Here is a 23,912-nt window from a genome sequence, read left to right on the forward strand (position 1 = left end):
GTTCTTTAGCATTAAAAAGTATAGAAAACGCACTTTACTGCTTAATTGATTATTACTCTTATACACGGTAAAAATGTAAAATGTGTTATAAGATATATCTTTTAGTAATATGGTGCGTTTAATGGCTAACTTTTTTTTCTCCGATGATGTAAATCAGCAAATCTATTTAGATGCAAATGCAACGACACCTGTACTTCCTGAAATTGCTGATATTGTCTCTCATACAATGCAAGTTTGCTTTGGTAATCCGTCAAGCTCTCACATTACAGGTATTCAAGCTAAGCACTTGCTGGAGCAAACTCGCTGTAAAGCCCGTGATGTAATTGGGGCGACTGATGGTGACATCTTGTTTACTTCAGGCGCAACAGAAGGTATTCAGACGGCTGTCGTATCGACTTTAATTGCCGCAAAACATCATAAAATAGATAACCCAGTATTGCTTTATGGTGCAACAGAGCATAAAGCGGTTCCTAATACGCTTAAGCACTGGAATACAGTGCTAGATATTAATGCTGAAGTTCTTGCGATCCCCGTTGATAAAAATGGCATTTTAGATCACGAATTTATTGCTAGGCATGCGGCGCGCGCGTTAATGATTTGTACCATGGCAGTGAATAATGAAACTGGTGTGTTCCAAGACCTAACAGCAATTGAAAAAGTGATCCGCAGTAAAAATACGGATGTTGCTTGGATGGTAGATTGTGTACAAGCACTAGGAAAAACGGACTTATCACTCAGTAAAACGACAATTGATTACGCACCATTCTCAGGGCATAAGCTATATGCACCCAAAGGGATAGGTGTTTTGTATATTCGCAAGGGTAGTGCATATACGCCATTTATAGCTGGAGGTGGCCAAGAAAGTGGCATGCGCTCAGGCACTGAAAACTTACCAGGTATTGCAGGGTTAAATAAACTTTTTTCATTGTTGTTAGATAAAGAAGATAATGTTTTTAAACCTATTGAGCAGCTAGATGCTTATCGCGAGCAGTTACATGCAGCATTAGTGGATACTTTTGGTGACATTACATTTAATCACCGCTTTGCATGCTCAGTACCCACAACATTAAACTTTGCGGTTAATGAGTTAACAAGCAAAGAAGTGATGGATTTATTTGATGCTGCGGGTATTCGTGTCAGTGGTGGGTCTGCATGTAGCTCAGGGGCGAATCGTAGTTTTGTTCTCGATGCTATGGGCGCACCTGATTGGCAAAGTGAGAATGCCATTCGCATGTCGTTTGGTCCAGCAGCAAGCCAGCAAGAAATTGATTATGCGTGCGAGAAAATTCGTTCATTAAAACCGATTCTTGAAGCAAACTGTTTAGTTGTTTCAGACAGTACAACACCACAGCATGAGGTGTGTGCGATTGGTCTAACTCAATTACGACATCAAGCTGCGTGCTGCTGGTTATATGTTGATAGTAACAAGCATGCGGTGATTATCGATCCTATTATTGAACTTATTCCGCGTTTAGCAAAAATGGTTGCGACACAAGGATTAACAGTTCACGCTATTTTAGACACCCATCAACATCAAGAGCGACTTTCTGCAAGATGTTTATTGAGTAAAGAGTTGGGTGAACACTGTATTGTTGGTGAGGTCGATGAACTAGGCTGGCCAGTTAAGGCCAAACAGATTGAACTAACCGATATGTGTTTGAGCAAAGTCGCTACACCAGGGCACAGTCAAGACAGTGTTAGTTATTTGCTCAAAGATAACAAAACAAAAGCTATTAGTTATTGTTTTTGTGGAGACTTAATTTTACCTGGAGGGTTAGGTAATACTTCACTTGAAGGTGGTGATGCCGCTCAGATGGCTCAGTCATTAAAGTACATTGCAAATACCATAGATGATAAAACAGTGATTTGCTCTGGTCATGATTATCAACAGTGCTTCGCAATGGATTGGCATGCTCAGCAGTCGACAAATCCGCTATTAACAAAATTGCTCAACGAGCAGATTTCTGACGCCGAGTTTATTGAGCTAAAGCAACAAAGCGATCAGCAAAAGCAAGCTGTAAATCATACGTTGTGCGGTTATGTCGAAACATTAGAAAGCGCGCCCATGAAACAGCTAACATCAACAGAAGCAAAAGCAATGCTTTGCCAAAAGGACACCTATCTAATCGATACGCGCGAGCCTTATGAGCATAGTGTTGTTGATATCGCAGAGCAGTTTAAGATTGATGACTCTCACGTGATTAATATTCCACTTAGCCGCATGGCTAATGAGATTATGCAGGGGCATCTAAATAAATGTAATTGTTATATCTTAATATGTCGCAGTGGGAACCGCTCAAAACAAGCTGCAAATAACTTATCTCAATTAGGTTTTGAGAATGTTTATAACCTAAATGGTGGTTTAGCGTTACTGTAGCGAACAACACCAGTTCGCACTAATACTTAATCATTTAATTAAGTGAGTTAATATAAGAAAGCCGCATGTTAATGCGGCTTTTTCGTAACAGTATTGAATCGTTAGATTTTTGGCCCTGAACTTTCACGAACAACTAATGACGGGGTAAATGTCGTGATGATCTCTTTGTCTTGGTTCCGTGCCCCTCGTGTCTTTCTAAATAATAGGCGAGCAGCGTGCTGAGATATAACATCATTGGCTTGATGAGCTGTTGTCAGTTTTGGCCATGTTTGACGCGAGAAAGGCGAGTCTTCGAATCCTGTAATAGACAATTGCTCAGGGATCTCAATTCCCATTAAACGTGACGCAAATAAGGCACCAGCTGCCATTTCATCGTTTCCGCCTAAAAGAGCCGTTATTTGTAGCGGATTATCGGTTCCCAAGAGTGCTTTCGCACCTTCAACACCTGACTCGAACGAATATTGGCCTTCGTAGATTAGCTCATCATTTAGGGCAATATTGTGATCTTTTAATGCTGCTTGATAACCTTCTAAACGTTCTGTTGTTGATTTATGCTCTTTATCACCACATAAAAAGCCAATATGAGTATGACCTAGCGATAATAGGTGAGAGGTAATTTCGTAAGCGGCTTCATAGTCATTAACAAAGATGCAGGTATCTTGCTCTTCATCAGTAGGGCGGCCAGATAACACACGAACGTAATGAATCCCCATTTCATCGAGCATATCAATAATACTACTTTGTTCAGATAAAGGAGGGGTTAGCACTAAGCCGGCTAAGCGAGAACGCTTAATCATGGTTTTAAAGTCATCTTCCATGTTGCTGTCTAGATAATTGCATGGATGGATAACCAGCTCATAACCTTCTTCCTTGCAGCGGGATAAAACACCATTTTGCATATCGATAACATAGTATGCATTAGGGTTGTCATAAACTAAGCCAACAGTGAAAGAGGATGTTCCGGCAAGGTTACGAGCTGCTAAGTTTGGTTGGTAGTTAAGCGTATTAACAGCGTCCATGACGATATCGTAGGTTTTTTTTCTAACCGATGGCTCTTTATTTATGACTCGCGACACGGTTTTCATGGAAACCCCCGCAAGCTTAGCTACATCATTTATTGTTACTTTCATACTGTTACTTTATAGTTAGTTTAAATTGTATTATAATAATACTGAAAGATGGTTAGCCCATGCACTTTAATTTTTAATAAATACATTAATATTTAATATAAGTTGTTTAGTGTATCGAATGTTCAAACAAATTAGCAGTAAAATAATTGAGATAATTTTTATGATACCGGTGTCAAAAGAGAAAAATTGCGCTATTATCTCGACTGTAAAATGTAAAAGTAGAACATTGACAGCGTTGTCATTTTAACTTAGTGTTAACCAACTTCGTGTTTTTAATTGCTGTCTTTATTCATTTTTAATTAAAAAGATAGTTACATATCAAATTGTTGCAAGTTTTTTAGGGGATTTCATTTATGAGCAACCGTTCGCAGTTAGCTAGTTGGCAAGCATTGAGTGACAGTGCAAAAAAGATGAAACAAATTCATCTTAAAGATTTATTCGCCAATGACAGCTCGCGCTTCGAGCAGTTTTCCGCTCAAATCCCAGGTGTTTTATTTGATTATTCAAAGCAACATATAGATAAAACAGTATTCGAGCAGCTGATTGCACTAGCGAATGAATGTGATATCAGCTCATGGCGTGAAAAAATGTTCACCGGTGAAAAAATTAATATCACCGAAGATCGCGCCGTACTTCATACTGCATTGCGTAACCGCGCTAATACACCTGTTATGGTTGATGGCGATAATGTAACGAATGACGTTAACAACGAACTCGCAAAAATGAAGCAGTTCGTTAATAAGGTTCGCAGTGGTGAGTGGTTAGGTTACACAGGTAAGGCCGTAAAAGATGTTGTGGCCATTGGTGTTGGCGGCTCAAACTTAGGCCCACAAATGGCCACTGAGGCACTTGCAGCCTATGCCGATGACACATTGAAAGTTCATTATGTTTCAAATGTTGATGGCGTACAGATTGCCTCTGTATTAAAAGAGTTAAGTGCTGAAACAACGCTTTTTGTTATTTCATCAAAAACATTTACAACATCTGAAACCATGACCAATGCAAAATCAGCGGTTGAATGGTTTTTACAATCGGCGCAAGCACAAGAGCACATTGCCAAACACTTTGTAGCTGTGAGCACTAATTTAGAAAAGACAGCCGCGTTTGGAATTGCAGATGAAAACGTATTCACAATGTGGGATTGGGTCGGTGGTCGCTTTTCGCTGTGGAGTGCGATAGGATTACCAATCGCATTGTATTTAGGCTTCGAAGCGTTTGAAGAGATCCTTGAAGGTGCGTTTGAAGTTGATGAACATTTCAAGTCGGCTAAATTTGAACAAAACGTACCGCTATTAATGGCGCTATTAAGTGTTTGGAATACCAGCTTTTTAGGTCATACATCGCAAGCAATCTTACCGTACGACCAAGCATTGCATATGTTACCTGCTTATTTACAGCAAGGTGAAATGGAAAGCAACGGTAAACATGTAAACTTTGCTGGCGAAACAGTACCTTATACGACAGTACCTATTATTTGGGGTATGACTGGTATTAATGGTCAGCACGCATTTTATCAATGTTTGCACCAAGGTAATGTAATTGTGCCCGCTGATTTTATTGCCTCAATTGAGCCGCAAGTGAATGTTGGCAAGCACCACGATATTTTATTATCAAACTTCTTTGCTCAAACAGAAGCCATGATGGCAGGCGTTGATGCAGAGCAAGTAACGGCTGATTTAACCGCGAAAGGTAAATCGGAAGCCGAAATTGCAGAATTACTGAATCATAAGATTCACCAAGGCAACCGCCCAACGACGTCAATGTTACTAGACAAAGTGGATGCAAAAACTGTGGGTCGCTTAATTGCGCTTTATGAGCACAAGATCTTCTGTCAAGGCATTATCTTAGAGATTTGTTCATTTGACCAATGGGGTGTTGAACTAGGTAAAGGACTTGCCTCTAAAATTGAAGCTGAACTATTTGATGACGCAGTGAGTCACCCACACGATAGCTCAACCAATGGACTGATCGCTTACTATAAAACGCATCGTAAGCAGTAAAAGATTCGCAGCATTAGCTGTAAACCAAATACCTTTGAACGGGTAGCGCTGGAGTTCTTAGGGCCTGTATTTTTGTGAGAGGATTTACAGAGCCCCTAAGACTCATTTACTTCAGCCAAAATAAGAACAATGAGTAAGCTACTTACATAAATTCAATAGGCTTTGTTAAATGTTTTAAACATCGCCAATCATCCAAATAACAATTCGCATTGCCACACTGCACAAAGTGAAAACATGGCATTGCCAATGTAGAGAGTGATATATGCTAAATCCATTTGATATCGTAATTTTTGGGGGCGGTGGCGATCTTGCGTTACGCAAATTACTACCTGCAATGTATCGCGCTTATCAAGAGGGCAACCTGCCTCAAGGTTCTCGCATTCTCCCTACGGTACGTGACCAAAGTAAACAACAAGAATACATCGAAACAGCGCATAAAGCGTTACAAGAGTTTCTTGCCAAGGGTGAATATAACGCCAAAGACTGGAAAGCATTTTCAGCTTATTTAGTGCCAGTGGTGACTAATGTTACAGAAGCGGATGCTGATTGGGATAAGTTAAAAGATATCTTAGATGAGCACGAAGCTGATAAATCTCGTGTATTTTATCTGTCACTACCGCCAGCTGTGTACGGTAGCTGCTGTGAGATTTTATCATCAAAAGGTCTAATCACAGAGACATCCCGTGTAGTTGTTGAAAAACCGATTGGTTATTGTGGTAAATCCGCGGAAGAAATTAATGCAAAAATTGCCGAGTATTTTACTGAGGAACAGATTTTCCGAATCGACCATTACCTTGGTAAAGAAACGGTACAAAACTTAATGGCCCTGCGCTTTTCAAATTCATTGTTTGAAAATCTTTGGGATGCTAAGTCGATTGATAATATCCAAATCAGTCTATCAGAGACAGTGGGCCTTGAAAGTCGTGCTGGCTTCTACGATAAAGCGGGTGCACTTCGTGATATGGTACAAAACCATTTATTACAGCTGCTTTGTCTTGTTGCAATGGAGTCGCCAAACAAATTAACAGCCAATAGCATTCGCACAGAAAAACTAAAAGTGCTTGAATCACTACGTCCGCTTGTTGCGGAAGACGTTGATGCAAATATTGTCCGAGGCCAATATGTACCTGGTAATTTAGATGGCAAGATTGTGCCAGGGTACTTAGAAGAATTAAACGAAGGCGCAAGTAAAACAGAAACATTTGTTGCTATTCGTGCGCATATTGATAACTGGCGTTGGGCAGGTGTTCCTTTCTATCTTCGCACTGGTAAACGTATGAAAAAGCGTTGTGCTGAAATTGTTGTTGAGTATAAAAAAGTTTCTCACAATGTATACAGCGATAACGTTGGTAATATTGAGCCAAACCGCTTAGTGATCCGCCTGCAACCAGAAGAAACAATTCAATTAACGCTTATGTCAAAGCGTCTTGATAATTTAGAAATGCAGTTAGAGCCTGTGACAATGAATATTGAGTTGTCTCAAGCATACAGTAATGGTTTCCATTCTGATGCATACAAACGTTTAATGCTTGATGCGGCTGCTAATAACCCATCACTATTTATCCACCGTGATGAAGTTCGCCAAGCTTGGAAGTGGATTGATCCGATTATCGAACGTTGGCAAGAAAAAGGCGCTCCTTCGTTATACCGCGCAGGTAGCTGGGGTCCAGAAGATGCTGATGAATTACTAGATGAAAATAATCATGTATGGTTTAACACTGGCGATAAGGCGTAAATACGATGGCAACAATTGTTGAAAAATTCTTTGCGACTAAAGATGAGTTAACAGCTGAGCTTTCTTCAAGTTTAGAGCAAAGTTTAGTATCAGGCATTAAACAAGATGGCCGTGCTGTATTAATGGTATCGGGTGGTTCGTCACCGGCGCCTGCGTACAAACACTTATCTAACCTTGAGCTTGATTGGGCAAATATTGATGTTGCTATGGTTGATGAGCGTTGGGTTGATGCGTCACATGAAAAAAGTAATGAAGCATTTATCAAAAGCACGTTATTACAAAACCAAGGCGCAGCAGCTAACTTCATTACGATGAAAAATAGCGCAGCGACTGCAAAAAAGGGTGTTGCTGAATGTGAAGCAGCATACCAATCTTTAAAGCGTCCTTTTGATGTAACAATTTTAGGTATGGGGCCAGACGGCCATACTGCTTCTCTTTTCCCACATGCTGAAGGTTTAGAGCATGGTTTAGCTACAAATGATTTAGTTTGCGCTATTAATGCTATTGAAAGTGATGTTACAGGTAAGATAACTGAGCGTATGACATTAACACTTGCTGCAATTGCTGATTCTAAAGTGGTTAAGTTATTAATCAGTGGCGAAGAAAAGCTTGAAGTGTATAAACAAGCAAAGCAGGGCGGGGCTGTTGCAGACATGCCTTTACGCGCTGTTTTGAATCACCCAACAATTAATATTGAAGTTTATTGGGCTCCATAATTACTTGTTTTAAAAACATTAAACGAAAGCGAGCTTGAGGCTCGCTTTTTTATTTAAATAAGGAACAAAAAGCATTAGACATTAAATAATATGCTCGTTATAATTTAAAAATGACAACGCTGTCATTGGTATTGATTTTTATTCTCAATCCCCTTAACGCTTTCTGCCCAGAAAAAGTTAAATAAAATTTATCAATGTTGGCGTGGTTATAAAAATACACCCCAATTTAAAACTAATTGATTGTTAGTTAAGTCTTTTTTTATAACTTTTGGTTATGGCTAATAATTAACCTCTGGAAAGTAAAGCTTACAAAAATTGCTTAAAATAGGTGCTTTGTACCTAAAAACTCTCAACTGTGCTTTTCATATACTTTAAATCTCATGTTATATTTGCGCCGTTTAAATGTAACAATTCTTAAATGCTCAATATTAAATTTCATTAATTTCAATATCTTAATTATTTTGTTGTAAATTTTTTGCACAAAACAGCCAAAAAGATGTAGCACAAATGTAATTTAGAGTGTATGGTTTGTTACTAGATGACAGCGTTGTCATCATCACTGGGCAGAAGTGATATAAAACCAACAAAATGATTCAAGGGGAATCCTGTGTTAGCTAAAAATTTTAAGAAAAGCTTATTAGCAGTTAATATCGGTCTTGTAATGAGTGCCGGATTCACTGGTGCTGCATATGCGGCAGATGAAACAAAAGTTCAAGAGGACGTTGAAGTTATTGAAGTTCGCGGTATTCGCCGTTCACTTGAAGCGTCAATGAATACAAAGCGCTTTGCTGACAGCGTTGTCGATGCTGTTTCTGCAGAAGATGTGGGTAAGTTTCCTGATGGTGACGTAGGTGAAGCGCTTGGTCGTATCTCGGGCGTTGCAGTTAACCGTCAGTTCGGTCAAGGCCAGCAAGTATCGATCCGTGGTGCATCTAGCCAGCTTACACGTACTCTTTTAAACGGTCAAACAGTGGCATCAACTGGTTGGTACGATCAACAGTCTATCGACCGTAGCTTTAACTACACTTTATTACCACCTGAGCTTGTAGGTGAAATCCAGGTCTATAAATCTTCACAAGCTGACATCGTTGAAGGTGGTGTAGGTGGTACTGTTATTGTTAATACACGCAAACCACTAGACCTTGATGCTGGTACTACTTTCTTAAGTGCTAAAGCAGATTACGGTACGATTTCTGAAGAAACTGACCCGCAAATCTCAGGTTTATTTAGCTGGAAAAATGACGAAGAAACATTTGGTGTTCTAGGTTCAGTTTCATGGGCAGAAACGAACTATCAACGTAATGGTATTGAGTCACTAATTGGTTGGGGTGACATTGTTCCTACCACTTTCCAACAAGAGCGTGAGCGTACAGCATTAAATGCTACATTCCAGTATCGTCCAACTGAAAATCTAGAATTAGGCTTGAATATCATGAGCCTAGAGTTAGATGCAAACAACGCAAATACCTCAAACTTCGTGATGTTCCCTGACGATAAAGATGCAGCGTGTGAACAAACGAATGCATCAGGTACGTGTACTTTCTACCGTCGTACTGGCGAAGGTGCAAATCCAGGTTGGGTACAAACATGGGCGCGTATTGCGAGCATGACATCAGATACAGCTGATTTTAGCCTTAAATATGAAGGTGAAAACTTCACATTAAAAGGTCGTTTCGGTACTACTGAATCAGAAGGTGGTACAGACTTAACAGCGAACTACGGTAACTTCATTGGCTTACCATCTGATTATGCGGGTACTTACGATGCAACTGGCGAAGTAATTAAAATTGATATCAATAACAAATACTTTGAACCATCAGATTTTACAGGTCCCCTTTCTCCAGCTGGTTGGTCACTTAAGAAACAGCCTAATACAGATGAAGAAACCTATGCACAGTTAGACCTTACTTTCCCAGTAGATTTTGGTGCGATTACAGCTATTAAAACAGGTTTCCGCTGGGCTGATCACGAAGTTAAACAAGAAACTTACTCAACGACACTAACTGATGTCTTACCTACTGGTGATGGTGAAACATACTTCTCAGGTACTATGTCATCAGGCGCTGGTTTTACTCTACCTGAACCAGACTTTGATAGAATGATTACAGATGCTCGTGCCGCAATTGTAAGCTTTGATAATGACTCAGATGTGTATCGTTCAGGCTACGGTACAATTGAAGAAGAAAATTTTGCTGTGTATGCAATGGCAGAATTCTCAGCAGAATCTATTCGTGGTAACTTTGGCTTACGCTATATTTCTACAGATGCTGAATCTGACTACTATGGCTTTGCCAACGGTACTTATGAAAGCACATTAAGCACAGATAAAGCGAGCTACAACGATATTTTACCAAGCATTAACATTGCTTTTGATATCGCTGAAGATGTGATTCTACGTACTTCTGCAGCACAAGTTATTGCACGTCCTAACTATACAGATATGTTCTCTGCGTCTTCATTTGCAGGTTATTCAGATGGCACTGCAGGTAACGAAGTTTTAACAAAAGGTAATGTGGGTCTTAACCCATTCAAAGCAACTCAGGCCGATTTAGGCATCGAGTGGTACTTTGATGGTGATGGTATGGTAAGTGCGACGTACTTCTTTAAAGACATCACTTCATTTGTTACATCTAGTCAAATCTTAAATCAACAGATTGGTGTATTTGACCCTGATACACAAGGTGATAACTGGACTCTTTCAACTAAGTTGAATGCAACGGGCGGTCAAATTGAAGGTATCGAGCTACAAATTCAAGATGGTTTTGACAGTGGTTTTGGTTACTCAGTTAACTATACGTTTGTAGATGCACCGTCTGAGGCTGAAAATTACCCAGATCAAATTCCTCTATTCTCTGATTCATCTGAGCACACAGTAAACTTAGTGGGTTACTATGAAACAGATACTTACTCAGCGCGTTTAGCTTATAACTGGCGTTCAGAGTACATGATTCGTGAGCTTCCTGGTTTCTATGGTAACCGTGAGCACCAATCGTACGGTACATTAGATTTCAGCGCGAACTACAGTGTAACTGATAATATTGATGTAACATTTGAAGCTGTTAACTTAACTGAAGAAGACAGCATTCAAATTGGTGTTGCACCAAGTGATGCTGAAGTGGTTCCAGAGCTTCGCAATGGCTACCCAGCATGGAGCTTTGAAGGTGAAGCACGCTACAAGCTAGGTGTTACGCTTCGTTTCTAATTTTAATTAGATAACGAATCTATTAAAGCCCAGTTTGTACTGGGCTTTTTTGTGAGTAAATGAAAGCGAGTTAATAATGATAAAGAAAATCGCAATTGTTGGTGGCGGAACCGCAGGCTGGTTAGCTGCTAATCATTTAGGGCAGTCTCTGCAAGGAAGTAACATTGAGATTACTTTAATAGAATCACCGACTATTCCTACAATCGGTGTTGGCGAAGGTACAGTGCCTTCAATGCGCAACTCATTACAAAAGTTTGGTATTAGCGAAAGCGATTTTATTAATGAATGTGATGTGACATTTAAGCAATCAATTAAGTTTGTTAATTGGTTGGATAAAACAAAACATGGCAGTAACTTTTATCATCATTTGTTTGATCATCCTCATATTTTCGGTGAGCAACTAACAGATGCTTGGCTTGCTTCAAATGAGTCGTCTGACTATGCTTCGTTTGTTTCAAAGCAGCACTTATGTTGTGAAAAAAACTTGGCACCCAAGACGATTACTACCCCAGAATTTATGGGCGTTAATGGCTATGCTTATCATTTTGACGCCAAAAAATTTGCTGCATTTTTAAGTCGTCACGCAGAGCAATCTTTTTCTGTAAAACATCATTTTGCTGATATAAAAGATGTTGTAGTAGATGATGCAGGCTACATAACACACTTAGTTGATGAACATGATGTGGCAATGGCATTTGACTTTATTATTGATTGCACCGGTTTTTCTGCAGCAATTCTTGGCAACAAGCTGGGAGTTGAGTTCTTAGATAAGTCAGATTGCTTACTAACAGATACTGCGATCACTCTACAAGTTCCTACCTCGCCAGATGATGAAATTCCTCCCTATACAATTGCAACCGCGCACCAAGCAGGCTGGATTTGGGATATTGCCCTCACACAGCGAAGAGGTGTTGGTTTTGTGTATTCATCTAAATATATGACTGAACAACAAGCGTTAGACAAATTACACACATATTTAGGTGAAAAATTTAACCACCTTACCCCCAGAAAAATTCCCATGAAAGTAGGGCGAAGGGAAAAAATGTGGCATAAAAACTGTGTCGCCATTGGTCTATCTCAAGGGTTTGTAGAACCACTCGAAGCCACTGCAATTTTAATCGCTGACTTTTCTGCTAACCTACTAGCAAAGCGTTTTCCTCGCTGTAAAGCGGATATTGCATTAGTGATTGATGACTACAATCGCCATGTTAATTACGTGTGGGAGCAGACGTTTGACTTTATAAAAATGCATTACTGTATTTCAGACAGAACCGATTCTGAGTTCTGGATTGATAACCGTAAAGATGAGCAATTATCACAGCAATTGAAAAGTAACTTAGCGCGTTGGCAAAGATTTGCGCCAAATAGAGAAGACTTTGCAAGTAAATTTGATTTGTTCGACCTTGAGAATTACTTGTATGTGCTGTTTGGAATGCGCTACCTTCCTGCATCAGACACACTAAATACTGTGCGCGGTTTTGAGCAATTAACGTCATTAAAGCAGCAACGAGTTAATCAGTTGCTAGATGAGCTTCCAACACACAGAGCGCTGCTCGAGAAAATTAAAAAGTTTGGAATGCAAAAACAGTAAACAGCAAATAAGTGGCTTTTAATTAACAAGCCACTTATTCAATTCTAAAAAACGATGAAATAGAGAGTCGGCTATTTTTAATATCTTGGCTATATGGTAGGTTGTTTTTTAAGGCCGCACTATGAAGCAGGTTGCTTTTATAAAGTACCACACGGTTTGGTTTTGCCTCTATATCAATAATCTTTTCAAATAGCTCCGTACTTTCATCTAAATAGCCTTGATGTGTACTTTCATGTTGTTGTACATTTTTAATCATATCGTGAACGATATTTTGATTTTCAGCGGTAATTTTAATTGTATTTGTTGGTTTGTATTTATAAATACCTGTACCACCCCATTCTTTACTTGATAAATAATGTACGGCAGCAAACGTTGTGTCATCTGTTGAATCAATATGTGGCATGCGTTGCATGACATGTAAATCATTAGCAGATTGCGTAACGACCGAGAGCTTACATTTATGCAAATAGAGATTGTTATTTCCAGAATTTATAACACCATGCGTTATTAAGCTTTGTAATAGTTGTTCAAATACTCGGTAATAAGGCGCTGGCATTTCGTCGCGTTTTCCTGGGTACAAGGTGCCGTCTGTGCCGATAGGTTGAAAGTATGCGACGTTTGATGCGAAATGATAAACACCTTGAAGGTGGCTTAAAAAATCATCGATAATAATGATGTTTTCATCAATACTTTCAATATTGATTACCTGCACTTTATAGTTTTTATTTAATTGATAACTTTCCATTTAAATGCTCAGTAAATTCCTCATCATTAATGAATATACTAACAAAAATAATTAGTTAGAGGCGAGGGAATTTTGCCTTAATTCACCGCTTTTCTAGGCTGTTTTTTAACCGTTGTTGAGTAATTATTTGTGTTAAAAAATAATGTACAATCTGCCACAAAATTTTCACTTCCTTTTTGTGTCTAAAACCGATAGGCTTTGGGCACTAACAGCAAAACATATATAAAATTATAATGGAGCAGTATCATGGCGGAGCAACAAGTACAGCCTTTACATAACGAAAAACATGCCAACACTAAAATTCAAAACGGCATCCATGTCGAGTTCATGAAATCTCAGCATTTAGTTCCTGTGGTTGCCCACGAATTTGCACGTATCGCAAATGAATTTCCAATGGCTTTTGTTAAAAATAATGAATCAGGTCAATTCCAAGCTGTTGCGATTTTTGGTCTAGAGCCAGGCGAAAACTTATTTATCGAAGATGACAAATGGACAGCCGCTTTCGCACCTATGGCGATGACACGTTATCCTCTTGGTCTAGTAAAACACCCTGAGGGTGACCAATTTGGTATTGTTATTGACGAAGCAAGCCCACTTGTAAGTGAAGAAGCGGGTAATGCTCTTTTCGAAAATGGTGAAGAGACTGAATATCTTAAACGTCGTAAAGAAGCACTTGTTTCTTTTATCGAGTTTTCTCAAGTAACAGACGCATTCACTAAGTTCTTAGCTGATAAAGAGCTTTTAGTTGCGCAGACATTAACTGTAGATATCAAAGGTGAGAAAAAAGACATCAGTGGTATTTACCTTGTAGATGAGAAAAAGCTAAACGCATTAAGCGATGAAGAGTTCCTTGAGCTTCGTAAGCGTGGCTATTTAGCGCCTATCTACTCATTCTTAACGTCTACTCATCAAGTAGCACGTCTAGCACGTTTAAAAGCTGCTAAAGCATAATTTTAAACTGCTAAAGAAAAGCGCCATTTGGCGCTTTTTTTATTTCTTTCATCGGGTAATACTTGAAAATTGCCGACGAATTATTCACATTGGGCTTATCACCAAAATAAATATAAGTGCCCATTATGTTAAAAACATTACTCACCTCAGCTATTGCGCTCAGCGCATTGTCACTCAGTGTTCCAACTTACAGCGCAGAGCAGCCGTTTGCTATTGCCATTCATGGTGGTGCTGGCACCATAGAAAAAAGCCGCTTTACAGCAGAGCAAGAAAAAGCCTATCGGGCAAAATTAAAAGAGGCAGTAGAAACTGGCTACACAGTGCTAGAGAAGGGAGGTGAGAGCTTAGATGCAATTACAGCAGCTATAAATGTACTTGAAAACTCGCCATTTTTTAATGCTGGTCGTGGTGCTGTGTATACCTATGATGGCGCGCATGAATTAGATGCTTCGATAATGGATGGCCGTAATCGACAAGCTGGCGCAGTTGCAGGCATTAAACACATTGAAAACCCAATTAACCTTGCTCGTTTAGTGATGGAAAAGTCAGTGCACGTGATGCTGAGTGGTCAAGGGGCTGAAGATTTTGCAAAAACGCAAGGTGTTCCTTTGGTTGAAAATAATTTGTTTGATACAGAAAATCGCTATGAAGCACTTTTAAAAGCTAAAGAAAAATTAGATAAGCAAAAAGTAACCAGTAAAGATTACCAAGCTGCACATAAAGCCCTGCCAGTTAATTATAAAATGGGCACCGTCGGTGCCGTTGCGCTCGATAAAAACGGCAATATCGCCGCAGGCACTTCAACCGGTGGTATGACGGCAAAACGTTTTGGCCGTGTTGGTGACTCGCCAGTAATTGGTGCCGGTACGTTTGCTGAAAACGAATCATGTGCAGTATCAGCAACAGGGCATGGTGAGTACTTCATTCGCTATAATGTGGCAGCTGACATTTGTGCGCGTGTAAAATACCAAGGTAAAACGATTGTTGAGGCGGGTAATGAAGTGATTCACGATGTTTTAATGCCTGTTGGCGGCACAGGTGGCGTAATCATCATTGATGCTAAAGGCAATATCAGCTTACCGTTTAATACTGCGGGTATGTATCGTGCGAGTAAATCAAATACATCACCAACGTATGTGGGTATTTTTAAAGACGAATAATCACTCGTAATTGCCTGACATAAAAAACCGAGTTCAACTCGGTTTTTTATTGTCGTTTACTTATTGACGATTAATTTTCACCTTAAAGGGCGTTTCGTCTTGATTCGTTGAGCGATAAGGGTTGATGTCTAAACCTCCGCGGCGTGTATAGCGGGCATACACTTCAAGCTCTTCAAGGTCTAACTGCTGCATTAAATCACAATAAATACGCTCTACACACTGCTCATGAAACTCGTTATGAGTACGAAACGAAATCAAATATTTTAATAAGGCTTCATGGCAGATTGCTTGACCTTTGTAGCGAATAATCACGCTTGCCCAATCTGGCTGTGAGGTAATTAAACAGTTCGATTTTAGCAAGTGGCTGTGTAGTGTTTCTGAGATAACGTCATTGCCATTGTGACGAAGCGAGCTTGCGTCAATATCGTAACTGTTGATTTCGATATCAAGATCATCAATACACTCGCCTGGTAACGCGGTAAATGGCAAGCAGTTATAATCGTCAGCTTTATATAAAGTGACGACGACAGGCGCATTCACGGCGGCAGATAAGTCGCTAGAAAGAGCTTGCTGTACGTCTTCAATAGCTGCAAAGCGTGTCTGGTTAAAACTATTCAGATACAGCTTGAATGATTTTGACTCAATGATGTGGCTACTTTGGCAAGGAAACACAAATGTCGCTACAGCAACCATTGGTTTACCCTTATTATTGAGCCACGATAACTCATAGCCAGTCCAAATATCTTGCCCTTTAAATGGTAAGTTATCTTCGCTAACACCTAATGCGTCACGATTAAGTTTACGGGCAATAGGAAACAATAAGCTAGGTGTGTAGGTGTCTATATACTCAGTTGATTTACCAAGCACACTGTCTTTTAATTCGGGAGAGTTGCTGTAATCTGTCATCTTTACACTTTTGTGGTTACAATGGCGACATTATACCCAAAGCTAATGAGTTTCGCAGTATGTCCGTTTCTTTAAAACTAGAAAAACTACACCAAGCATTTAGTGAAAAATGCCTAGAGCGCACGGGAAGGTTACCTGTTATTGAGCATGATGAAGCATGGCCTAGCCCGTGTGAGCAAGGTGATGTTGATGAGCAAGGCCTTATTCAGTGGCGAGCAGCAGCGCAACAGCCCAAGGGATCTTTAAATGATTTAGCAAATGCTTTAGAGCTTAATTTTCCTGAAGAGCTGGATGTGTTATTTGGTCACTTGTATGCAGGAAACTTGCTAGTTCGTATCGACGATCATCATATTGAGTTGCTGCAAGCATGGAATGAAGATGATTTTAGCCGTTTGCAGCAGAATATTACTGGCCATGTACTCATGAAACGTAAGTTAAAGCAGCCAGAAACGGTGTTTATTGGTCTTACAGAGCAAGATGATTTACTTATTACTGTATTGGTTGAAAGCGGGGAGGTTTGCTTAGAGTATGTGGGTAAAAAGCCACATCACGTACTCGCAAACAGCATCAGTGAGTTTTTAGATAAAGTAACGGTGTAGACTTAATAAGTAAAAGGGGCGATTGCCCCTTTTGTGTATCTGGTTATTGCCTTTATTGAGTTATTGAAAGTCCCACGAGATATTCGAAACAATGCCACAGGGCTCGCAACGAAAATCAAATAAGCCAAACCATGGTTCGGGCAGTCTCCAATCTCCATTACAGCTAGGGCAACGACGTTCAAGCTCTGATTCTTTATCGACTCCACCAACGCGATACAAATAGTAATAAACTGGCTTCTTTGTTAGATAGCTAATACGCTTAGTGATATCTCGCCCACGGCGGTATAAATCACTGTTGATACTGGTTAGCTCCTCAAGAGCGGGAAATTCACAGCGGGTTGCACCATTGATCTGAATTTGATCGCAGGCTTGCCAGTCTTCTTGCCATTTTATCAGTGTTTTGTAATCACCATTGGCAATCGCAGGAATGCGGAATAACGGCACAGGTAAAAAGTCATCACCACAATAAACCGGGCTACAGGTATGCACGTAGGTAGTGTATAAAATATAGCACGACGGATCATGGCACATATCTGCGCCATTTGAGTGAATGTCTTGGCCGATCACTTTAACTTTTGGTGCAAGTAAACCCGCAGTGTGTAGTTGCTCAATACTGTGCTTTACAAACGGGCTATTATTAAGAGGATGCATTGCATCTTCGGTCGGGCACATCACGCGGGTGATAAAAAATCCATCTTTTAAAACTGTAGGAAATTCATCCCCAATAATCTGGCCGTTAAAACGAAGCGCATTGACTAAGCGGTTTATCGCCTGCTCAGCAAGCTCTAGGGTGGTATCTTGGTAGCAATCAAAAGTCAGATCGACAACAAACATTATTTTTTCTCAAGCAGTGCTAATAACCTATCTAATTTTGCTTCGATACGATCCAATTGACTTTCTTTTGGTGTACTCAGTTTCTCATTTGATGGGTTATTAATGAAATTTTTAATTGAATCCGGATTGTTTTTATATTGGCTTACAGCTGCAATAATTACTGGCATCGGCATAGGTTCTGCTAGCTTACTTTTTGTTAGGGCAACTGTTGGGGTTTTACCTTCATCAAGAAGGGTTTTAATTGCATCAAATACAACGGCATTCATTTTTGTATAAACTCTTTAATAAAGACTAAAAAGCACCGTAGCGTATGGGCCACAGTGCGCGTGTATGGTAGCAATAATAGAGATGGAGTGAAATTAATTTCCTTATTTACACGCTAAAATTAGGTATATTAGTGTGTAAATAAGGGAGCGAAAGCTACTGGCGTAACCTTGCGTCTAATTCGTCAATCACCTCGCTCCATGCACCATCTTCAGCTAACGACTCGGCTAGAAAATGTTGCTGTGCTTCATCCCAAAACGGAGCTTCCTGTAACAAAGTTGTATCTGACAATTGATGTGAGGCTATAAAAGCGTCTATTTCGCTTTCTTTACTTGGTAAACCAAGTTGTGCAAAGAGGGTTGAAATATCATGTTTTGTCGTATCCATAGTTCTACTCCTTGTGTATGGTGATAATTTATTACTGCTTAAAATTAATAATGGAGAATGTCAGTTTAACTTACGCTGAATTTGTTTTTAGCTTTGCTTAGGTATATATATAGTCTAGTGGTAAAAATAATAAAGCCAAATAAAGGATGAGTATGACAACGATAGCCGAACACGACACATTCAGTGTGCAATACCTCAGTGCTGAAGATATCAGTATAGCTGCAAGTCTTATTTACCAAGCTTATTATGATGACCCTGTGTTAAAGAATGTACTTGGATACCAACCAGATAGCCCCACTAAATACGAAAGTAAGCTCAGAGCCCTTGTGCGTGAAGAACTGGCCAGCTTTTGGCAAGAAAAGCAGCCGTTAATTGGGTTGTACTCTCAAAAAAGATTGAAAGCCGTTGCGTGTGTTTTTGACTCAAACAGTGAACTTCAAGCCGAACGTTACTGGCACTGGCGCTTGAAATTAATGCTTAGTGCAGGGTATTTGCAAACCAATCAATTGATTGAAAAAGAGCGCACAATACGAGAAGCATTATCGCAAAAAGCACCTTATTTATTTTTAGCCTTTATTGCCGTGGACCCGCACTTTCAGGGGCAGGGCCTTGGGCGTTATTTACTAAGAGGACTTGATGATTTATTACAAAGCAGTCCTAATACATCGGGTCTCGCTGTATTTGTGACACGTGCGGAACAGCGCGAGTTTTTTACCTCAGAGAGCTTTGAAATATTTAAGTCACTAAGCTTTAATCAGGTTAATGGTGACCTTATGTTTAAGAGTGCAAAATAACCAACGGACGTTTTGGAAATTGCAATGTGAGACTTATCTCACATTGCTGTAAGTATTATCAGAATAAATACTCAAATTTTGTACCCAATTTTACTTATCTTAATGTTTTTTAAAGAATTCTCTTATCTTACTTTAATATGAACGCAAAAAAATTGCTTTTTGTACCTATCCTGATTTCTCCATTCCTCTAAACTTAATCATGTCAAGACGACACAGGTTCAATGAATGAACTGATGCCAAGGATTAGGACGCTGGCAATTTAGCAAAGATGCTTAGCAGGAAGCAAAAGGACAATTTAAAAGGGAAGCAAGGACGACTAAGGAAACTGCTAGGATGCAGTACGACCGCGGAGCGGTTGAAAAGGATTGAGTAAGGGATTATTTAGCAGGAAGCTAAAGGAGCGTTTGGAAAACGAAGTGGATAGCCATTGATGGCAAGAGGACGGCACTGGGATGTGTTAAATGCGACATGATGTTGCATGGTGGGTGTATCTGGATGTATACCCGTTCAGGGGATAGAAAAAAACGGCAGCTTCGGCAAGAGTAGGGATACTTTATCATGGAAGTAGCAAGATTGGGGCGTGGCTAGTAGCTACGCCTTAGTTCTTTCTGGGCTTTGTATTTTTCGCAATCAAAATTACTTCGTTTACACGCAATTTAAATTTTGTGCGGTGGTATCACTACACTCTTAAGCAATTCGTTTTCCATGATCAAAACGCCTTGATATACGCTTTGCCCATCACTTGAAAACTCAAAAATAAACTCACTTTTAATACCCGGTTTCCCACTTTTTAAAATGCCAAGTCGGCGTTTATTACAAGCGACACTCATCAATTGCACATTTAATTGCTCAATTTGTCTTTGTGCATGGAGGTTAGCTGCTTCGGCTACTTTTCTGTTTAACCAAAAAAAGTAGATGATGCTGCCAATGATAATGAGTGTCCACAAGCCTGCCATTTACGAAAATAACCTTCCAATTGCTCGAGCGAGTGTTTCGCTTCGATTTTCTAGTCTTAATAAACCTAGTAAGTGAGGGCGAATACTCGGAATTGCAACTAAATCGGTGAAAATACTCACAAACAGTTGCTCAATTTCAGTGTGGTGTGCACAGCAATCCATAAACACATGTAAGCGTTCTGGGTCTTCAAGTGTGCTAAAACAACGCCCTGCAATCGTTAATAGTACATCTGATTGGGTGTTCATATCAGAGCGTAATACAGCATCAACAAGTTGCGCAGTTAAACCTTGCGCTGGTGTTTTTGATAAGCTTCTAAGGGCTGCAACAAGGGCGATGTCGTCTTTATGCTCTATGGCGTTTAAACCATAGGCTAATAATTGCTCTGCAAACACGGGTTCGATTGCAACATGTTCAAGCATTGCACTTAGCGGCTGTAATACTTCGACTGGTAATTGCCCCCAAGCGGCTTGTAGATTTGCTAAATTGTTGTCGTTATCTAAACGCATCGCAAAATCAGCAATACCTTGTACTGCAACACTTTGCCAATTATCAAACCCCAGTTTGCCTGAGAAATACAGCTGAGCATATTCGTAGTACTGTGAAGCACTTTGTTTAAGTAAACATTTAACCTGTGCATTAAATGCCGCTAGCTTGTTGGCGTTTGGCGTAAATACATACGGGTTGTTATCAAGTTTGCCTTCGGCATTTTCACCGGTAATTTCTGTACCAAGAGCTTCAATTACCATATTTGCAAAGTGATCGCGGCTTGCGCTTACTAGGCGGCTTTGCTCATCTAATGGAAGTTTTAAAAACCATACATAAGGTTCTTTAGAGGCTTTTACATCCCAAAATTGAATAGCAAGCCAAGCATGACCAGCAAGCGGGTAAGGGTAAGGGATTTTTGTTTCTTCAATGGCAAGAAATTGTTTTTTGTCTAATTTCGTGATGTGTCTGCCAATATCGAAGGCACGCCAAGTGGTACCTGCTGCATCCAGAAGTTGCCCTAAAGTGGCGATCTGCTCAGTCATAAAATCTCAATTACCGTAATTAATCTATATCAGGGGCGAATTATACGCCATACCATGGCGCCTTGGAACAGGGTATACTAAGCACAAAGGTATTAAGAGTTTTACAATGCATCAACAGACTTTGGCGCTGCTGCGCGAATTAGAATCCACATTACAACGCCATTCACTTTGGCAAACAACACCGATTGACCCAAGTGCACTCAATTCTAGTGTGCCGTTTTGTCATGACACCATGGCTTTTGAGCAATGGCTGCAATTTGTTTTTCTTGAAAAAATGCATGCTTTAATCACACATGCTCAGCCTTTACCCCGTAATTTTGCAATTGCGCCTATGGCTGAAATGATGCTGGCACAGCACCGCGGTGCTAATGAAGTAATTAGTGTTTTACAAAAACTCGATGAACTTTTGAGTGATGACTAAGATGCAAGAGATTGTTAAGCCACAATTTGACGAGTTAACGATTCTGTACCGCGATGAAAATTACATTGCGATTGATAAACCATCCGGTTTATTGGTTCACCGTTCGTTTTTAGACAAACACGAAACCCAATTTGCGATGCAAATGCTGCGTGACCAAATTGGTCAACACGTGTTTCCTGTACATCGCTTAGATAGACCAACCTCAGGCGTATTACTGTTTGCGTTAAGTTCAGAAGCGGCCCGTGATATGAACCAGTTATTTATTGATGGGCAAATTGAAAAACGTTACTTAGCTTTAGTAAGAGGCTTTTTAAACGAATCAATCTTCTTAGATAAACCTTTAAAAGAAGAGCTTGATAAAATTGCCGATAAGTTTGCTGATCAAAATAAAGCACCGCAAGAAGCACAAACGCAATTTTATTGCCTGCACCAAGCAAGCTTGCCTATTCCAATTGGTAAGTACCCGACAGTTCGTTACTCGCTGGTGGAGTGTTTTCCAAAAACTGGTCGCAAACATCAAATTCGTCGTCATTTAAAACATTTATCATTGCCAATTATTGGTGATGTAAATCATGGTGATAATCAGCATAATCAATTTTTTAGAGAGCATTTTCAGCTTCGTCGTTTAATGTTATTTGCCTCTGAATTAAAGTTTATGCACCCTTATAGCAAGCAACCAATAACAATTAGAGCGCCATTAGGCGATGCAATGTTAACTATTTGCCAGCAACTTGGCTGGCCAACAGAAGAAAAGGATTATTATGGCAACCATTAGTATTTTTGTCGGCAGTGTTTACGGCGGTGCTGAGCGTTTAAGCGAACAAGTTATTGAAGTCATTGAAAAGTCTGAGCATCAAGCGCAACTAGTTGAAAATGGCACGGTTGATGACATGCTGGCTGCGTCACATATTTTAGTGATCACATCAACGACGGGTCAGGGTGATATTCCTGATAACTTAATCGCTTTATACAGCCAATTAAACGATCAATTCCCACTGTTAACAGGCAAGCAATACGGCATTATTGCTATGGGCGACCGCAGCTATGGCGATACGTTTTGTGGTGCAGGTCGCAGTTTTGATGAGCTGTTTCGCGATTTACAGGCAAAACCTGTTGGTCATCGTTTAGAAATTGATGCCTGTGAAGATTTTGAGCCTTGGCCTGTTACTGAGCCATGGTTAAATGAATGGCTGACGAAAATTAGTTAATGCCTATTAATTAGCTAGTGTCTCTTAAAAGTGCTGATTGAATAAGCAATTGGCACTTTCCCCTTGGTTTTTCGAGTACAGAATCTGATATACTAAACCATCATTTTATGAGGCTGTTATGATTTCAAAAAACCAACTGAAACTAATTCGTGCATTAGGTCAAAAGAAATACCGTAAGCAATACAATCAGTACCTTGTACAAGGCGAAAAAAATGTACTTGAATTACTAAACAGTGGTTTAAGTATTGCTCATATTTTTGCGACTCCTGCATTTATTTCTGCGCATAAAACAGCGCTTGCAGCCCATCAAGTCATTGAAGCAGATGAAGACAGCCTAACTAAAGCCAGTACACTTGTTAGTAACAACGCCGCCATTGCTGTTGTTGATATGCCAAGTCAGCAAGCATTACCAACATCGGGACTTATTTTAGCCCTTGATGGCGTGTCGGACCCGGGGAATTTAGGAACGATTATTCGAGTTGCTGATTGGTATGGTATTAAGCATATTGTTACCAGCACAGACAGTGCGGATGCTTATAACCCTAAAACCATCAGCGCAACCATGGGTTCATTTGCTCGCGTGTGTGTCACACAAACCGACTTAACCAGTTACTTACCTAGTTTAAACCTTCCTGTGTATGGTGCATTTTTAGAAGGTGAGAACATTCACAAAACTGCTCTCAAGCAAGATGCCGTATTACTCATGGGCAGTGAATCCCATGGTATTCGTGCTGATTGCGAAAGCTTAGTTACTGATAAAATCACTATTCCGGCTTATGGCCAAGCAGAATCGCTTAATGTAGCGATGGCAACGGGTATTATTTTAGATAATTTTAAGCGCCACGCTTAACCTTTTACCCTAAAATGGGTTAAATTGAAGAATAACAATAAAAATCGGTAAAACAGT

At 39.9% G+C, this 23,912-nt stretch carries 22 protein-coding genes; 14 read left to right on the forward strand and 8 right to left on the reverse strand.

Features of this window, described 5'->3' with window-relative positions:
• Positions 1-121 precede the first annotated feature (121 nt).
• Positions 122-2,377 carry an aminotransferase class V-fold PLP-dependent enzyme gene (locus tag L3V38_RS02500; protein WP_237118254.1) on the forward strand — a complete coding sequence of 752 codons (2,256 nt, stop codon included), beginning with the start codon at positions 122-124 and terminating at the stop codon, positions 2,375-2,377.
• 101 nt (positions 2,378-2,478) lie between these two features.
• On the opposite strand, the gene L3V38_RS02505 is transcribed toward L3V38_RS02500, so the two are convergent.
• The gene (locus L3V38_RS02505) at positions 2,479-3,507 is read right to left on the reverse strand and encodes a LacI family DNA-binding transcriptional regulator (protein WP_130150655.1); all 1,029 of its coding nucleotides are present in this window, start codon (positions 3,505-3,507) and stop codon (positions 2,479-2,481) included.
• 353 nt (positions 3,508-3,860) lie between these two features.
• Here L3V38_RS02505 and pgi point away from each other — a divergent pair, with 353 nt between their 5' ends.
• The 5 genes from pgi to L3V38_RS02530 all read left to right on the forward strand — a co-directional run bounded on the left by pgi (position 3,861) and on the right by L3V38_RS02530 (position 12,751).
• On the forward strand, positions 3,861-5,507 hold the full coding sequence (gene pgi, locus L3V38_RS02510; RefSeq protein WP_130150656.1) for a glucose-6-phosphate isomerase: 1,647 nt from the start codon (positions 3,861-3,863) through the stop codon (positions 5,505-5,507).
• Between the two features lie 262 nt (positions 5,508-5,769).
• Positions 5,770-7,242 (forward strand): glucose-6-phosphate dehydrogenase, encoded by a 1,473-nt coding sequence (gene zwf, locus L3V38_RS02515; RefSeq protein ID WP_130150657.1) that lies wholly within the window; start codon positions 5,770-5,772, stop codon positions 7,240-7,242.
• 5 nt (positions 7,243-7,247) lie between these two features.
• Positions 7,248-7,958 (forward strand): 6-phosphogluconolactonase, encoded by a 711-nt coding sequence (pgl, locus tag L3V38_RS02520; RefSeq protein WP_193987536.1) that lies wholly within the window; start codon positions 7,248-7,250, stop codon positions 7,956-7,958.
• 607 nt (positions 7,959-8,565) lie between these two features.
• Positions 8,566-11,160 carry a TonB-dependent receptor gene (locus L3V38_RS02525; RefSeq protein ID WP_130150659.1) on the forward strand — a complete coding sequence of 865 codons (2,595 nt, stop codon included), beginning with the start codon at positions 8,566-8,568 and terminating at the stop codon, positions 11,158-11,160.
• 73 nt (positions 11,161-11,233) lie between these two features.
• A complete protein-coding gene (locus L3V38_RS02530; protein WP_237118752.1) occupies positions 11,234-12,751 on the forward strand; it encodes a tryptophan halogenase family protein in 1,518 nt (505 codons plus the stop codon).
• Positions 12,752-12,785: 34 nt separating this feature from the next.
• Here L3V38_RS02530 and L3V38_RS02535 read toward each other — a convergent pair whose 3' ends face one another.
• Positions 12,786-13,496, reverse strand: a complete 711-nt coding sequence (locus L3V38_RS02535; RefSeq protein ID WP_237118255.1) for a DUF6445 family protein — start codon at positions 13,494-13,496, stop codon at positions 12,786-12,788.
• 246 nt (positions 13,497-13,742) lie between these two features.
• Here L3V38_RS02535 and L3V38_RS02540 point away from each other — a divergent pair, with 246 nt between their 5' ends.
• Together L3V38_RS02540 and L3V38_RS02545 are read left to right on the forward strand one after the other, a co-directional pair.
• Positions 13,743-14,447: a SapC family protein gene (locus L3V38_RS02540; protein WP_130150662.1), complete on the forward strand. Its 705-nt coding sequence runs from the start codon at positions 13,743-13,745 to the stop codon at positions 14,445-14,447.
• Between the two features lie 125 nt (positions 14,448-14,572).
• Positions 14,573-15,607 (forward strand): isoaspartyl peptidase/L-asparaginase, encoded by a 1,035-nt coding sequence (locus tag L3V38_RS02545; RefSeq protein WP_237118256.1) that lies wholly within the window; start codon positions 14,573-14,575, stop codon positions 15,605-15,607.
• Between the two features lie 60 nt (positions 15,608-15,667).
• On the opposite strand, the gene queF is transcribed toward L3V38_RS02545, so the two are convergent.
• On the reverse strand, positions 15,668-16,513 hold the full coding sequence (gene queF, locus L3V38_RS02550) for an NADPH-dependent 7-cyano-7-deazaguanine reductase QueF (protein ID WP_237118257.1): 846 nt from the start codon (positions 16,511-16,513) through the stop codon (positions 15,668-15,670).
• A gap of 59 nt (positions 16,514-16,572) precedes the next feature.
• Between queF and syd the strand changes: the two genes are divergently transcribed.
• The gene (syd, locus tag L3V38_RS02555; RefSeq protein ID WP_237118258.1) at positions 16,573-17,112 is read left to right on the forward strand and encodes a SecY-interacting protein; all 540 of its coding nucleotides are present in this window, start codon (positions 16,573-16,575) and stop codon (positions 17,110-17,112) included.
• Between the two features lie 60 nt (positions 17,113-17,172).
• Here syd and L3V38_RS02560 read toward each other — a convergent pair whose 3' ends face one another.
• The 3 genes from L3V38_RS02560 to L3V38_RS02570 form a co-directional block, all read right to left on the reverse strand.
• Positions 17,173-17,946 (reverse strand): Zn-ribbon-containing protein, encoded by a 774-nt coding sequence (locus tag L3V38_RS02560; protein ID WP_130150666.1) that lies wholly within the window; start codon positions 17,944-17,946, stop codon positions 17,173-17,175.
• Positions 17,946-18,212 carry a hypothetical protein gene (locus L3V38_RS02565; RefSeq protein ID WP_062569950.1) on the reverse strand — a complete coding sequence of 89 codons (267 nt, stop codon included), beginning with the start codon at positions 18,210-18,212 and terminating at the stop codon, positions 17,946-17,948. Before L3V38_RS02565 ends, L3V38_RS02560 begins: the two co-directional genes overlap by 1 nt.
• Before the next feature lie 154 nt (positions 18,213-18,366).
• Positions 18,367-18,597 (reverse strand): DUF2789 domain-containing protein, encoded by a 231-nt coding sequence (locus tag L3V38_RS02570; protein WP_036969581.1) that lies wholly within the window; start codon positions 18,595-18,597, stop codon positions 18,367-18,369.
• Between the two features lie 152 nt (positions 18,598-18,749).
• On the opposite strand from L3V38_RS02570, the gene L3V38_RS02575 reads away from it, so the two are divergent.
• The gene (locus L3V38_RS02575; RefSeq protein ID WP_237118259.1) at positions 18,750-19,391 is read left to right on the forward strand and encodes a GNAT family N-acetyltransferase; all 642 of its coding nucleotides are present in this window, start codon (positions 18,750-18,752) and stop codon (positions 19,389-19,391) included.
• Between the two features lie 656 nt (positions 19,392-20,047).
• Here the strand turns inward: L3V38_RS02575 and L3V38_RS02580 are convergent.
• Positions 20,048-20,347 (reverse strand): DUF3301 domain-containing protein, encoded by a 300-nt coding sequence (locus L3V38_RS02580; RefSeq protein WP_062569953.1) that lies wholly within the window; start codon positions 20,345-20,347, stop codon positions 20,048-20,050.
• Complete coding sequence (locus tag L3V38_RS02585; RefSeq protein WP_237118260.1) at positions 20,348-21,376, reverse strand: DUF3549 family protein; 1,029 nt, start codon at positions 21,374-21,376, stop codon at positions 20,348-20,350.
• Positions 21,377-21,482: 106 nt separating this feature from the next.
• On the opposite strand from L3V38_RS02585, the gene L3V38_RS02590 reads away from it, so the two are divergent.
• The 4 genes from L3V38_RS02590 (at position 21,483) to L3V38_RS02605 (ending at position 23,855) form a co-directional block, all read left to right on the forward strand.
• Positions 21,483-21,797 carry a YqcC family protein gene (locus L3V38_RS02590; RefSeq protein WP_237118261.1) on the forward strand — a complete coding sequence of 105 codons (315 nt, stop codon included), beginning with the start codon at positions 21,483-21,485 and terminating at the stop codon, positions 21,795-21,797.
• Position 21,798: 1 nt separating this feature from the next.
• Positions 21,799-22,572: a tRNA pseudouridine(65) synthase TruC gene (gene truC / locus L3V38_RS02595; RefSeq protein ID WP_237118753.1), complete on the forward strand. Its 774-nt coding sequence runs from the start codon at positions 21,799-21,801 to the stop codon at positions 22,570-22,572.
• A complete protein-coding gene (locus L3V38_RS02600; RefSeq protein WP_105175164.1) occupies positions 22,559-23,005 on the forward strand; it encodes a flavodoxin in 447 nt (148 codons plus the stop codon). The genes truC and L3V38_RS02600 overlap by 14 nt, the downstream gene beginning before the upstream one ends.
• A gap of 118 nt (positions 23,006-23,123) precedes the next feature.
• Positions 23,124-23,855 carry an RNA methyltransferase gene (locus L3V38_RS02605; RefSeq protein ID WP_130150672.1) on the forward strand — a complete coding sequence of 244 codons (732 nt, stop codon included), beginning with the start codon at positions 23,124-23,126 and terminating at the stop codon, positions 23,853-23,855.
• The last annotated feature ends 57 nt before the right edge of the window (positions 23,856-23,912 follow it).

The sequence above is a fragment of the Pseudoalteromonas sp. L1 genome (assembly GCF_021728095.1).
Lineage (GTDB): Bacteria > Pseudomonadota > Gammaproteobacteria > Enterobacterales > Alteromonadaceae > Pseudoalteromonas.

Coding starts and splice junctions, on each gene's coding strand:
- L3V38_RS02500 (WP_237118254.1), top strand. CDS start 122: ATGGCTAACTTTTTTTTCTCCGATGATGTAAATCAGCAAATCTATTTA.
- truC (WP_237118753.1), top strand. CDS start 21,799: ATGCAAGAGATTGTTAAGCCACAATTTGACGAGTTAACGATTCTGTAC.
- syd (WP_237118258.1), top strand. CDS start 16,573: ATGTCCGTTTCTTTAAAACTAGAAAAACTACACCAAGCATTTAGTGAA.
- zwf (WP_130150657.1), top strand. CDS start 5,770: ATGCTAAATCCATTTGATATCGTAATTTTTGGGGGCGGTGGCGATCTT.
- L3V38_RS02585 (WP_237118260.1), bottom strand. CDS start 21,376: ATGACTGAGCAGATCGCCACTTTAGGGCAACTTCTGGATGCAGCAGGT.
- L3V38_RS02560 (WP_130150666.1), bottom strand. CDS start 17,946: ATGTTTGTTGTCGATCTGACTTTTGATTGCTACCAAGATACCACCCTA.
- L3V38_RS02570 (WP_036969581.1), bottom strand. CDS start 18,597: ATGGATACGACAAAACATGATATTTCAACCCTCTTTGCACAACTTGGT.
- L3V38_RS02590 (WP_237118261.1), top strand. CDS start 21,483: ATGCATCAACAGACTTTGGCGCTGCTGCGCGAATTAGAATCCACATTA.
- queF (WP_237118257.1), bottom strand. CDS start 16,513: ATGACAGATTACAGCAACTCTCCCGAATTAAAAGACAGTGTGCTTGGT.
- L3V38_RS02605 (WP_130150672.1), top strand. CDS start 23,124: ATGATTTCAAAAAACCAACTGAAACTAATTCGTGCATTAGGTCAAAAG.
- pgi (WP_130150656.1), top strand. CDS start 3,861: ATGAGCAACCGTTCGCAGTTAGCTAGTTGGCAAGCATTGAGTGACAGT.
- L3V38_RS02545 (WP_237118256.1), top strand. CDS start 14,573: ATGTTAAAAACATTACTCACCTCAGCTATTGCGCTCAGCGCATTGTCA.
- L3V38_RS02600 (WP_105175164.1), top strand. CDS start 22,559: ATGGCAACCATTAGTATTTTTGTCGGCAGTGTTTACGGCGGTGCTGAG.
- L3V38_RS02540 (WP_130150662.1), top strand. CDS start 13,743: ATGGCGGAGCAACAAGTACAGCCTTTACATAACGAAAAACATGCCAAC.
- L3V38_RS02565 (WP_062569950.1), bottom strand. CDS start 18,212: ATGAATGCCGTTGTATTTGATGCAATTAAAACCCTTCTTGATGAAGGT.
- L3V38_RS02580 (WP_062569953.1), bottom strand. CDS start 20,347: ATGGCAGGCTTGTGGACACTCATTATCATTGGCAGCATCATCTACTTT.
- L3V38_RS02575 (WP_237118259.1), top strand. CDS start 18,750: ATGACAACGATAGCCGAACACGACACATTCAGTGTGCAATACCTCAGT.
- L3V38_RS02535 (WP_237118255.1), bottom strand. CDS start 13,496: ATGGAAAGTTATCAATTAAATAAAAACTATAAAGTGCAGGTAATCAAT.
- pgl (WP_193987536.1), top strand. CDS start 7,248: ATGGCAACAATTGTTGAAAAATTCTTTGCGACTAAAGATGAGTTAACA.
- L3V38_RS02505 (WP_130150655.1), bottom strand. CDS start 3,507: ATGAAAGTAACAATAAATGATGTAGCTAAGCTTGCGGGGGTTTCCATG.